At 61.3% G+C, this 10,983-nt stretch carries 12 protein-coding genes; 7 read left to right on the top strand and 5 right to left on the bottom strand.

Going from position 1 to position 10,983, the window contains the following annotated elements; translation table 11 throughout:
* The first annotated feature begins 151 nt into the window (after nt 1-151).
* Entirely contained in the window at nt 152-889 is a 738-nt protein-coding gene (locus BC360_RS06955) for a Bax inhibitor-1/YccA family protein (protein WP_065780467.1), read from the top strand.
* Between the two features lie 123 nt (nt 890-1,012).
* On the top strand, nt 1,013-1,570 hold the full coding sequence (locus BC360_RS06950) for a GNAT family N-acetyltransferase (RefSeq protein ID WP_065780810.1): 558 nt from the start codon (nt 1,013-1,015) through the stop codon (nt 1,568-1,570).
* 72 nt (nt 1,571-1,642) lie between these two features.
* On the opposite strand, the gene BC360_RS06945 is transcribed toward BC360_RS06950, so the two are convergent.
* From BC360_RS06945 to acnA, 3 genes are all read right to left on the bottom strand, one after another.
* Nucleotides 1,643-2,047, bottom strand: a complete 405-nt coding sequence (locus BC360_RS06945; RefSeq protein WP_065780811.1) for a DUF2794 domain-containing protein — start codon at nt 2,045-2,047, stop codon at nt 1,643-1,645.
* Between the two features lie 430 nt (nt 2,048-2,477).
* Nucleotides 2,478-3,251, bottom strand: a complete 774-nt coding sequence (locus tag BC360_RS06940; RefSeq protein WP_065780475.1) for a DUF1223 domain-containing protein — start codon at nt 3,249-3,251, stop codon at nt 2,478-2,480.
* 184 nt (nt 3,252-3,435) lie between these two features.
* The gene (gene acnA, locus BC360_RS06935) at nt 3,436-6,126 is read right to left on the bottom strand and encodes an aconitate hydratase AcnA (protein WP_065794689.1); all 2,691 of its coding nucleotides are present in this window, start codon (nt 6,124-6,126) and stop codon (nt 3,436-3,438) included.
* Nucleotides 6,127-6,396: 270 nt separating this feature from the next.
* Between acnA and ccmA the strand changes: the two genes are divergently transcribed.
* From ccmA to BC360_RS06910, 5 genes are all read left to right on the top strand, one after another.
* The gene (ccmA, locus tag BC360_RS06930) at nt 6,397-7,047 is read left to right on the top strand and encodes a heme ABC exporter ATP-binding protein CcmA (RefSeq protein WP_065794688.1); all 651 of its coding nucleotides are present in this window, start codon (nt 6,397-6,399) and stop codon (nt 7,045-7,047) included.
* A 39-nt stretch (nt 7,048-7,086) separates the two neighbouring features.
* Complete coding sequence (gene ccmB / locus BC360_RS06925) at nt 7,087-7,746, top strand: heme exporter protein CcmB (RefSeq protein WP_065780482.1); 660 nt, start codon at nt 7,087-7,089, stop codon at nt 7,744-7,746.
* 177 nt (nt 7,747-7,923) lie between these two features.
* Nucleotides 7,924-8,685, top strand: coding sequence for a heme ABC transporter permease (locus BC360_RS06920; RefSeq protein WP_053251644.1), 762 nt, complete (start codon nt 7,924-7,926; stop codon nt 8,683-8,685).
* A 4-nt stretch (nt 8,686-8,689) separates the two neighbouring features.
* Nucleotides 8,690-8,866 carry a heme exporter protein CcmD gene (gene ccmD / locus BC360_RS06915; protein WP_202618630.1) on the top strand — a complete coding sequence of 59 codons (177 nt, stop codon included), beginning with the start codon at nt 8,690-8,692 and terminating at the stop codon, nt 8,864-8,866.
* Complete coding sequence (locus BC360_RS06910) at nt 8,863-9,471, top strand: DsbE family thiol:disulfide interchange protein (RefSeq protein ID WP_065794687.1); 609 nt, start codon at nt 8,863-8,865, stop codon at nt 9,469-9,471. The genes ccmD and BC360_RS06910 overlap by 4 nt, the downstream gene beginning before the upstream one ends.
* A 154-nt stretch (nt 9,472-9,625) precedes the next feature.
* Here BC360_RS06910 and BC360_RS06905 read toward each other — a convergent pair whose 3' ends face one another.
* Together BC360_RS06905 and BC360_RS06900 are read right to left on the bottom strand one after the other, a co-directional pair.
* Nucleotides 9,626-10,219, bottom strand: coding sequence for a DUF2585 domain-containing protein (locus BC360_RS06905; RefSeq protein WP_065794686.1), 594 nt, complete (start codon nt 10,217-10,219; stop codon nt 9,626-9,628).
* Nucleotides 10,216-10,848, bottom strand: a complete 633-nt coding sequence (locus BC360_RS06900) for a septation protein A (RefSeq protein ID WP_139109943.1) — start codon at nt 10,846-10,848, stop codon at nt 10,216-10,218. The genes BC360_RS06905 and BC360_RS06900 overlap by 4 nt, the downstream gene beginning before the upstream one ends.
* Between the last annotated feature and the right edge of the window lie 135 nt (nt 10,849-10,983).

The raw sequence follows: 10,983 nt of genomic DNA, 5'->3' as shown, positions 1-10,983 counted from the left end.
CTAAAGGTCTTGTACGCAAGGGCTTTCGGCATCATATTTATCCACAGGCATGCTGGAGCCCCGCAGCGGCGCCTGGGCATGGGATGATGGCCGATCGGTCAGGTCATCCGCCCGACACCGTAAGTTCAACCGGGGCTTAAATGAGGAAACAATGGCTGATCTGAGAAACTACCAAACCCGAATGTCGCCCGCCGGCGCTCAGGCGGGTGCCGTGATCGACGAAGGCCTTCGCACGTATATGCTGAAGGTCTACAACTTGATGGCCCTCGGCCTGGCGATTACCGGTGTGGCAGCTTACGGAACATTCGCGCTTGCCGTCTCCAATCCGGCATTCGCCCAACTTCTCTATGCGTCGCCCCTGAAATGGGTCGTCATGCTCGCTCCGCTGGGTCTCGTGTTCTTCATGAGCTTCCGCATCAATAACATGAGCGTTTCTGCTGCGCAGATGACGTTCTGGGTCTATGCGGCTCTGATGGGCGTTTCGCTGTCGTCGATCTTCATGGTCTTCACCGGCCAGAGCATCGTGCAGACGTTCTTCGTCACCGCCGCCTCCTTCGGCGCGCTGTCGCTCTACGGCTACACCACGAAGAAGGACCTGTCCGGCATGGGCTCGTTCCTGATCATGGGTCTGTTCGGCGTCATCATCGCGTCGATCGTCAACATCTTCCTCGCCTCTTCGGCGCTTAGCTTCGCGATCTCGGTAATCGGCGTGCTGATCTTCGCAGGCCTTACCGCCTACGACACGCAGAAGATCAAGGAAATGTACTACGATGCCGATGACAGCACCGTGGCCGGCCGCAAGGCGATCATGGGTGCCCTGACGCTCTACCTCGACTTCATCAACCTGTTCATGTTCATGCTGCAGTTCCTGGGCAACCGGAACAACTAAGCCTGAAGAGATTGACGGAAAAGGCGGCTTCGGCCGCCTTTTTTGTTACCAGGAAAAGGCTTGATCGATCGGTGCGATCCGTGTGACTGAATGGGGAAATCGAAGAACCTTCAAGATCCGTCCATGCCACTGACCTTACGCGACGCCACCGTCTCCGATCTGCCCGCCATCGCCGAAATCTACCGCGAATCCGTTCTGAACGGCGTCGCGACCTACGAGATCGTGCCTCCGTCGGAGGCGGAGATGGCAACACGCTTCTCCACCATCATAGGCCATGGCTATCCCTATATCGTCGCCCTCGACGAGGCGGGCACGATCGTCGGCTACGCCTATGCCTCCGCCTTTCGCACGCGCACGGCCTACCGCTTCCTGGTCGAGGATTCGATCTACCTCGCGCCATCGGCGCGTGGGAAGGGGGCAGGAAAGATGTTGCTGGTCGAACTGGTCGAGCGCTGCACCGCGCTTGGATTTCGCCAGATGGTGGCGGTTATCGGCGGGGCCCATCCTGCATCGATCGCCGTCCACCGCTCGGCCGGCTTCGAACATCAGGGGCTGATGAAGGCGACCGGCTTCAAGCATGGCCGGTGGCTCGATACCGCGATCATGCAGCTTGCGCTTGGCGATGGATTGACGAGCGATCCGCCGGAGGGCGTTTACCCAGATACACTTTATCAAGCCTGAGGGCCGGTGTTATCACAGCCATCCGGTCCATGAGCCCGGGCTCGGACCTCCGATCGGCCTCGAACCGGTCTCTCAGGTTTTGACCAGCTTGAGCGCCTTGTCGAAGACCTTCAGCACCGGCCCGAGCTCGTGTCCGCGTTTCAGGATCGTGCCGTGAATGTTGAGCACGCTGTAGGCGCCCTGCTTGGCCGCCAGTTTCGGATTTTTCTCGATGCGGTAGAGAGGCATCTCGCCCGATCGCTTGAAAACGGAGAAGACGGCCCGGTCGCTCATGTGGTCGATGGCGTAGTCTCGCCATTCGCCTTCGCCGACCATGCGGCCGTAGATCCACAGGATCTGGTCGAGTTCGCGACGGTGAAAGGTGATGGGAGGGGCATTCCGGGCGTTCTTGTATTCGTGAAGATCGACGACCACTTCGGAAGTGGTCGGGCGCTGATGTCGCGCCTGGCCTCGCGGCAAATCCGGCTCATCGGTCATCGGCAATCCGGCCTTCTGTTGTGACAGAACGATAACAGTTTGCCTGACACGAGCCGAAAAGCAAGCCGGAACCAGCCGGAAGCCGTTGGGTACAGACGGCATTTCTTGCCTCTGCCCCATTTCAGTCAAATCGCCGCCCCAATTCACCGCAAAACTCGCAGGCGCTGACGGACAGAGTCGTTGCCACCGTATGTCCGGTCAGATCGTCATGCTGCGTGACCTTCAACGAACGCAGTCATGGCCGGTTCGGTCCGGTAACTTCGAACCCTCAGCCCCAGCCCCTCGATGCTGCCGGGCCGAACCACCCCTCCTGCATAATTCCTTAAATCGGAATCGATTTAAGGACAAAATTATGCAGCAACTCAAAGTGTTACAGCGACCTTTGTGCGTCTAAATAGACGCGCGGCGCTGTAAGGAATTCTGCAGCCGCTCACAGTTTGCCCTGTGGGCCAGCGAGCACGGCCGTCGCGCCGATGATCGCCCCCGGGGTTTCGGCATCCTTCATCGACTGCAACAGCACCGCGCAGCCGCTTTTGCCACGCTGCTCCGTCAGGACCGTTGCAGGAAGGGTAAAGGTTGCCGGCTTGCCATCCCACATACCGATGGTCTGGATATCACGCACGGCGTGCCAGTAGGCGATCTCCTTGCCGCTGTTTTCGCCTTTCTCGACATTGACGATCTTCGCCCGATCGAAATAGACGACGACGACATTGGCCTTGCCATCACCCGCGCCGACCTTGATCGAGATCTCGTCGCCGTTGATCTTCGCCTCGACCGGAACGGCAAGCCCCTTGCCGGCGGCCTTCATGATGTCGAGCCGGGATTTGATCGCCTGCAGATTGGCGCCGTTGACATGATCGCGGCCGTTGAGGATCGCCTGCGGCGTATAAACGCCGTTGCGACCGAGCATCCGCGCATAGGCATATTGCCGGTCGGTGTTCTCGCTTGAGGCGAGTGTGTCCTTCCAGCCGAGATAATTCCAGTAATCGACATGATAGGACAGCGCCACCACGTCGCCGTCATCCACCAGCTTCTTCAATGCGGCATCGGCCGGCGGGCAGGAGGAACAGCCCTGGCTGGTGAAGAGTTCGACGACGCCCTTGATAACCTTGCCGTCCTCCGCCATGGCCGGAACCGACGCTGCCGCAAAAAGCCCGAAAGCCATTGCAACAGGGCAAAGGAAAAATCTGTCTGCGAATGTCATGGCGTCACTTCATTGCCGGCCGACAGGCCTACTTCACGGGGAAGCCCATTACATACGACGCCGATGCTTCAACGGGAAGTCACGTTGGAGTGAGGATATGGGCAGGCAACCCCAAAGGGAATGTGAAAGGGCCGGGACACCTTGCGGTATCCCGGCCCTTCAATGTTTCAGACAACCAGAGCGATCAGGCGGCGAGGTCGCGCAGAACCGTCTGCAGGATGCCGCCGTTGTTGACGTAGGTGACTTCGTCGAGCGTATCGATGCGGCAGACGAGCGGAACGTCCTTCACGCTGCCGTCGCCGTAGATGATCCTGGCGACGCGCTTTTCGCGCGGCTGGACATTGGCGAGGTTGCCGATGGTGACGATCTCATCGCCCTTCAAAGCCAGCGATTCCCAGGTCGTGCCCTGTTCGAAGACGAACGGGATGACGCCCATGCCGACCAGGTTCGAGCGGTGGATGCGCTCGAAGGACTGGGCGATCACGGCCTTGACGCCGAGAAGGTTCGTGCCCTTCGCAGCCCAGTCGCGCGACGAGCCGTTGCCGTATTCGACGCCGGCGAAGATGACGAGCGGAACGCCCTCTTCCTTGTACTGCATGGCGGCGTCGTAGATCGACATCTCTTCCTTCGACGGATAGTGGATGGTGTAACCACCTTCCTTGCCGTTCGGGCCGAGCATGTGGTTGCGGATGCGGATGTTGGCAAAGGTGCCGCGCATCATCACCTCATGGTTGCCACGACGCGTACCGTACTGGTTGAAGTCGGCGACGCCGACGCCATTGCCTATGAGGTAAGCACCCGCCGGCGAGGCAGCCTTGATCGAACCGGCCGGCGAGATGTGGTCGGTGGTGATCTTGTCGCCGAACAGGCCAAGGACGCGCGCACCGTTGATGTCGGAGATGCCCGAGCCGGACTTGCCCATGCCCACGAAGTAAGGCGGGTTCTGCACGTAGGTCGAACCGTCGTCCCAGGCGTAGGTCTGGCCCGGAGGAACCTGAACGGCTTGCCAGTTCTCGTCGCCCTTGAACACGTCGGCATACTTGGTCGCGTAGAGTTCGCGGGTGACGTACTTGAAGATGAACTCCTGGATTTCCTTGGAGGTCGGCCAGATGTCCTTGAGGAAGACCGGGTTGCCGTTCTGGTCTTCGCCGAGCGGCTCGTTGGTCAGATCCTTCTGGACCGTGCCGGCAAGCGCGTAGGCGACGACGAGCGGCGGCGAGGCGAGGTAGTTCGCCTGAACGTCCGGTGAGATACGGCCTTCGAAGTTGCGGTTGCCCGACAGAACGCCAGCGGCGATCAGGCCCTTGTCGTTGATCGTCTTCGAGATCGGGCCCGGCAGCGGGCCGGAGTTGCCGATGCAGGTGGTGCAGCCGAAGCCGACGAGGTTGAAGCCGAGCGCGTCGAGGTCCTTCTGCAGGCCCGACTTGGCGAGGTATTCGCCGACGACCTGCGATCCCGGTGCCAGCGAGGTCTTGACCCACGGCTTGGACTTCAGGCCCTTGGCAACAGCGTTGCGGGCGAGAAGGCCGGCGGCGATCAGGACCGACGGGTTGGAGGTGTTGGTGCACGATGTGATCGCCGCGATGGCAACGTCGCCATGGCCGAGATCGAAGTCGGTGCCTTCGACGGCGTAACGGTTCGAAAGCTGGCCGGGCTTCTTGTAGTCGCCTTCGAGCGCGGTTGCGAAACCGGACGCGATGCTTTCCAGTGGAATGCGGCCTTCCGGACGCTTCGGACCAGCCATAGCGGGGACAACGTCGCCGAGGTCGAGTTCCAGCGTGTCGGTGAAGACCAGCTCGGAGCCGTCACCCTCGCGCCACATGCCTTGAGCCTTGGAGTAGGCTTCGACCAGCGCGATGCGCTGCTCTTCGCGGCCGGACATGGTGAGGTAGTTGATGGTTTCGCTGTCGACCGGGAAGAAGCCGCAGGTGGCGCCGTATTCCGGACCCATGTTGCCGATGGTGGCGCGGTCGGCGAGCGTCATGTTGTCGAGGCCGGGGCCGAAGAATTCGACGAACTTCGAAACCACGCCCTTCTTGCGCAGCATCTGCACGACCATCAGCACGAGGTCGGTGGCGGTGACGCCTTCCTTGAGCTTGCCGGTCAGCTTGAAGCCGATGACCTCGGGCAGCAGCATGGAAACCGGCTGGCCGAGCATGGCGGCTTCAGCCTCGATGCCGCCGACGCCCCAGCCGAGAACGCCAAGGCCGTTGATCATCGTGGTGTGGCTGTCGGTGCCGACGCAGGTGTCCGGGTAGGCGGTGATTTCGCCGTCTTCGTCACGGGTCCAGACGGTCTGGCCCAGATATTCCAGATTGACCTGGTGACAGATGCCGGTGCCGGGCGGCACGACGCGGAAGTTCTTGAACGCCTGCTGGCCCCACTTCAGGAAGCGGTAGCGCTCGCCGTTGCGCTGATATTCCAGCTCGACGTTGCGGGCAAAAGCGTTCGGGGTGCCGAATTCGTCGACGATGACCGAGTGGTCGATGACAAGGTCGACGGGCACGAGCGGGTTGATCTTTTCCGGATCGCCGCCGAGCGAGACCATCGCGTCACGCATGGCTGCGAGGTCGACGACGGCAGGAACGCCGGTGAAGTCCTGCATCAGGACGCGGGCCGGGCGGTAGGCGATTTCGTTTTCGGCGGTGCCCTTGTCGTTCAGCCAAGCCGCAACGTTCTCGATGTCCTTCTTGGTGACGGAGCGACCGTCTTCGTTACGCAGCAGGTTTTCGAGCAGCACCTTCATCGAGTAGGGGAGCTTCGAAACGCCGGCGAGACCGCTCGCCTCAGCCTTGGGCAGGCTGTAATAGACGTAGTCGACACCGTTGACGGTGAGCGTGGAGCGACAATTGAAACTGTCTAGGGACTTGGACACTGGATAATACCCCGTTCCGTCTGATCGCCAAAAACTGACGTACGAACGCCCGAGCGCAATGAAGCGCGAATTGGGATGCGGGTGCGGCCATTTCCGCTGTCCGTACGTGGAAATTCATTCCATGTTCGGCGCTAGGATGAAATTCACGCCGACCGCTGGCGTGTTGGCCGCCTTATAGATAATTTCTCCAAATCGTGCCAGACCAACCAAGGTCCAATCGGGACTTTTTTTTGCCCTGCGGCAAAGAGTGTAAAGGGAAGCTGAAAATTCATGCGCCTGCTGGCTGAAGGTCTGAGTGCGAGGCGAGGCGAGGATCTGATTTTTAACGATATTTCCTTTGCTCTTAGTGCCGGCGAAGCCCTTGTGGTGACGGGTCCGAACGGCTCGGGAAAGTCGACTTTGCTGCGTGTTCTGGCCGGTCTTCTCATGGCTGAATCCGGGAGCCTGAAACTTGAGAGCGGCCCTCCTGAAATGCGCCATCCATCGGAGATCAGCCACTATCTCGGTCATCGGAACGCGATGAAGCGCGAACTGACCGTCGCGGAAAATCTTTCCTTCTGGAAGGATTTCATGGGTGATTCGCAGGGCGGCTCGGGCAAGGGCCTTGTCGAAGCGGTGGAGGCCGTCGGCCTTCCCGGCATCGCGCATCTGCCCTTCGGCTATCTGTCGGCCGGCCAGCAGCGCCGCATGGCGATGGCCAAGCTGCTTGTCGCCTACCGTCCAATCTGGATCCTCGACGAGCCGACGGCCGCGCTCGACGCCGGCGCCGACAAGCTGTTTGCCGGATTGGTCAATGCGCATCTCGATCGCGGCGGCATCGTCGTCGCGGCGACGCACCAGCCGCTCGGGCTCGAGCGCATCAAGGAATTGCGGATGACCGGCTTTTCCGGCGTCGGCGGAGGCATGTGGCATGACGCGTGATAAGGCGGCCAGCGGCAAAGAGATGAAGGGACGCCGCAAGTGATCGCGCTCTTCTTCCGCGACCTGAAACTTTCCATCCGCGCCGGCGGCGGCGCGATGATCGGCGTCTTGTTCTTCATGACGGTCGTTGCCGTCATTCCCTTCGGCGTCGGTCCCGACCTCAACCTGCTGGCGCGGATCGGCCCGGCGATCCTTTGGATCGGGGCCCTGCTCGCATCGCTGCTCGGCCTCGACCGGCTGTTTCAGGCGGAGCGTGAAGACGGATCGCTCGATCTGATGCTGATGCAGGAAACGCCGCTGCTCGTCACCGTTTTCGTCAAATGTGCGGCCCATTGGGCTGCCACCGGCCTGCCGCTGGTGATCGCCGCGCCGCTGCTCGGCCTGTTCATGAACATGGACGAGCTTGCAATCGGCGCCACCATGCTGACGCTTCTCGTCGGAACCCCGGCCATCACCTTCATCGGTGCGGTCGGTGCTGCCGTCGCGGTGTCGTTGCCGCGCGGCGGTCTGCTGGTCTCGATCCTGGTGCTGCCGCTTGCCATTCCGGTGCTGATCTTCGGTGTCAGCGCCGTTTACGCGGCGATCGAGGATCCCGCCCCGTTTCTGCCGCCCTTGATGATCCTGATGGCGATCACCCTGTTTTTTGCCGTCATCGGGCCTGTTGCCGCCGCCGCGGCGCTTCGTCATGCGTCCGACTGACGCGGATGGTGCGGGAAAGGGCGAAAGTGTTTGCGGTTTGCCGCCGCTATCCCGCTCTAACCTGTTAAAATCGATGAGGTTTATGATCGTTGGGTTGATGCGGCACAAAAATCATCGTGATCTCGTGATTGACGGGGATCAATTGCAGCAAGAGGCCTAAAGCGTTAAAGAGCCATCATGAGCGAAAACAGCCTGGCTATCCGCAAATTCAGCGATCTCGCCAACCCGACGCGGTTTCTGGCGCTGGCCGATCGCGTTCTGCCGTGGTTCGCGGCGCTGACGGCGCTTTTCTTCGTCGTCGGTCTCTGGCTGTCGTTCACGACGGAAGGCGATTACCAGCAGGGCGAGACGGTGCGCATCATGTATGTGCACGTGCCGGCGGCCTGGCTGTCGATGATGTGTTACTCGGTCATGGCGCTGGCTGCGCTTGGCACGCTCGTCTGGCGGCATCCGCTTGCCGACGTGTCGTCGCGGGCCGCAGCGCCGATCGGCGCCTGTTTTACCTTTCTGGCGCTCGTCACCGGCTCGCTCTGGGGCAAGCCGATGTGGGGCGCCTGGTGGGTGTGGGACGCGCGGCTGACATCGGTCTTCGTGCTGTTTCTGATGTATCTCGGGCTGATGGCGCTCAACCGCGCCATGGACGACCCGGCGCGTTCGTCGCGCGTCTCGGCCGTGCTGGTGCTGGTCGGCTTCGTCAACATTCCGATCATCAAATTTTCGGTCGAATGGTGGAACACGCTGCACCAGCCGGCCAGTGTGCTCAGGCTCGACGGCCCGACGATCGACCCGGAGTTCCTCCGCCCGCTCGTCGTCATGGCCATCGCCTTTACGCTTCTGTTCTTCACGCTGCATATCGCTGCCATGCGCAACGAGATCTGGCGCCGGCGCGTGACGTCGCTTCGCCGGCTCGCGGCCCGCAGTGCCGGTCGGGAGGCCTGATCCCATGATGAGCCATGCAGCTTATGTTTTTGCCAGCTACGGGATCGCGACGCTGACTGCCGTCGGCCTCTGTCTCTGGGTGATCGCCGACGGACGGGCGCGCCAGCGTGAGCTGCGTGAACTCGAAGCGTCAGGCGTGCGCCGGCGCTCGGCGGAAGCATCAACCGGAGAGCCCAGATGACCAGCACCCCCGCACCCGGTAGCGAGGAGCGCAAGCCGGGAGCCCTGCGCGTCGGTCTTGCCCTTCTGCCGCTCGCGATCTTCGCGGCGCTTGCCGCCATCTTCTGGAGCCAGCTCAATTCCGGCAAGGATGTGAGCGAGATCCCCTCGGCGCTGATCGGCACCAAGGCGCCAACACTCGACATGCCGCCGCTCGAAGGTGCGACCCGAAATGGTCAGCCGATGCCGGCGCTGACCGACGCGGCGATCAAGGGCAAGCTGACGCTGGTCAATGTCTGGGCGTCCTGGTGCGTGCCGTGCCGGCAGGAGCATCCGTTCATTCTCGAACTGTCGAAGGACGAGCGGCTGACGGTCGTCGGTATCAACTACAAGGACCAGAACGAAAACGCGCTGCGGTTCTTGGGCGAACTTGGCAATCCCTTTGCCGCCGTCGGCATCGACCCGCGCGGCAAGGCGGCGATCGATTGGGGTGTCTACGGTATTCCCGAATCCTATCTCGTCGGTGCCGACGGCACGATCCTTTACAAGCGCGTCGGACCGTTCGACGAGAAGAGCGTTAGGGAAGGGCTGATGCCGGCCATCGAGAAGGCCGCCGCTGGATCTTGAGCGCCTTCAGCGCTTTTATCAGCAATGCGCCCCTTATCCGGCCTGCCTGCCGCCTACCCCAATCCATCCGCATTGCCTCGACGACATGCACGACTACCGTTACTCCGCAGGGCAGCGACGGAGGGGACGAGGGGAACGGCGAAGACCGGCTCGACTAAATCCCCGCCTGCCATTCGCGGATCGCATCCAGCGGCCAGGCCAGCATCAGCACGTTGAGGGTCAGGTTGTCGCGGATCAGCCAGCCGGTGAAGAGTTCGAAGCCGATGGCAATTGCCACCGTCAGCCAGACGGGCATGCGGGCGGCGAACATGAAGCCTGCGACCATGGCCAGCGTGTCCATCGTCGAATTGAGGATACTGTCGCCGAAATAGTCGAGCGAGATCGTCGCCGAGCGATAGCGGTTGATAACCATTGGGGTGTTTTCGGCAATCTCCCAGGCGGATTCGATGGCCATCGCCAGGAACAGCTTGGCGGTCAGCGGCTTGCCGCGCAGAAGCAGGTGGCCGAGACCGTAGAACAGGAAGCCGTGGATGATGTGCGACGGCGTATACCAGTCGGCGATGTGCTGGGAGTTGCCGCTCGATTTGACCACGCCCTCGAACAGCTTGACGTAGCCGCATTCGCAGATCCAGATACGGCCCATCAGATGCTGGGTGATGACCTGTATGGCGAGAACGCCGACACAGGCTGCAAACCAGATGAGCGCGCGCCGGTTCTGGCTGTCGTTGCCGTCGATGGCGGTGCTCACTCGGCGCTATCCTGTTCCAGCGAATGCTTCATGATCAACGGCATTTGCGCCAGTGTAAACAGGATGGTGATGGGCATCGTGCCCCAGACCTTGAACGCTACCCAGAAATCGGTGGAGAACGAGCGCCAGACGACCTCGTTGAGGGCGGCGAGAACGAGGAAGAACACGCCCCAACGCACCGTGAGCTTGCGCCAGCCGTCCTCGTCGAGCTTGAAGGCGGAGTGGAAGACGTAGCCGAGCAGCGACTTGCCGAAGAGAAGCCCGCCGAGCAGGATCGTGCCGAACAACGTGTTGACGATCGTCGGCTTCATCTTGATGAAGGTGTCGTTCTGCAGCCAGAGCGTCAGCGCGCCGAAGACGAACACGACGATGCCGGAGATCAGCGGCATCATCGGCAACGTGCGGGTGAGCATCCAGGAAACGGCGAGCGCGATTGCGGTCGCGGCCATGAACAGGCCCGTCGCCACGAAGATCGGGCCGCCGAGTTCGGCCAGCGTCGGAAAATGCCCTGCCAGCCACTCGCCGCGGGAATTGGCGAAGAAGAAGACCATCAATGGTCCCAGTTCCAGCACCAGCTTCAACAGCGGGCTGACTTCCTTCTGCGGCTTGGTAGCCTCGATCGTCGACATTTCGGGATCCTGTTTTCGCATGTGCCTGCCGCTCATAACACCAGCTTTGCGGCAAAACCATATCAAGGCAGCCAGCTTGCGCAAACGCCACTGCATAATTCCCTTAATCGGAATCGATCTAGGCACAAAATTATG

This window comes from Ensifer sp. LC163 (assembly GCF_001695855.1).
Taxonomy (GTDB): Bacteria; Pseudomonadota; Alphaproteobacteria; order Rhizobiales; family Rhizobiaceae; genus Ensifer.
Note: the sequence above shows the minus strand (reverse complement) of the source record. Positions and strands in the feature narration are given on the sequence as shown.

Excerpts from the sequence above, each read along its gene's own strand:
- ccmD (WP_202618630.1), top strand. The coding sequence starts at position 8,690 with ATGATGAGCCATGCAGCTTATGTTTTTGCCAGCTACGGGATCGCGACG.
- BC360_RS06950 (WP_065780810.1), top strand. The coding sequence starts at position 1,013 with ATGCCACTGACCTTACGCGACGCCACCGTCTCCGATCTGCCCGCCATC.
- ccmA (WP_065794688.1), top strand. The coding sequence starts at position 6,397 with ATGCGCCTGCTGGCTGAAGGTCTGAGTGCGAGGCGAGGCGAGGATCTG.
- BC360_RS06900 (WP_139109943.1), bottom strand. The coding sequence starts at position 10,848 with ATGTCGACGATCGAGGCTACCAAGCCGCAGAAGGAAGTCAGCCCGCTG.
- BC360_RS06940 (WP_065780475.1), bottom strand. The coding sequence starts at position 3,251 with ATGACATTCGCAGACAGATTTTTCCTTTGCCCTGTTGCAATGGCTTTC.
- BC360_RS06920 (WP_053251644.1), top strand. The coding sequence starts at position 7,924 with ATGAGCGAAAACAGCCTGGCTATCCGCAAATTCAGCGATCTCGCCAAC.
- BC360_RS06945 (WP_065780811.1), bottom strand. The coding sequence starts at position 2,047 with ATGACCGATGAGCCGGATTTGCCGCGAGGCCAGGCGCGACATCAGCGC.
- BC360_RS06955 (WP_065780467.1), top strand. The coding sequence starts at position 152 with ATGGCTGATCTGAGAAACTACCAAACCCGAATGTCGCCCGCCGGCGCT.
- BC360_RS06910 (WP_065794687.1), top strand. The coding sequence starts at position 8,863 with ATGACCAGCACCCCCGCACCCGGTAGCGAGGAGCGCAAGCCGGGAGCC.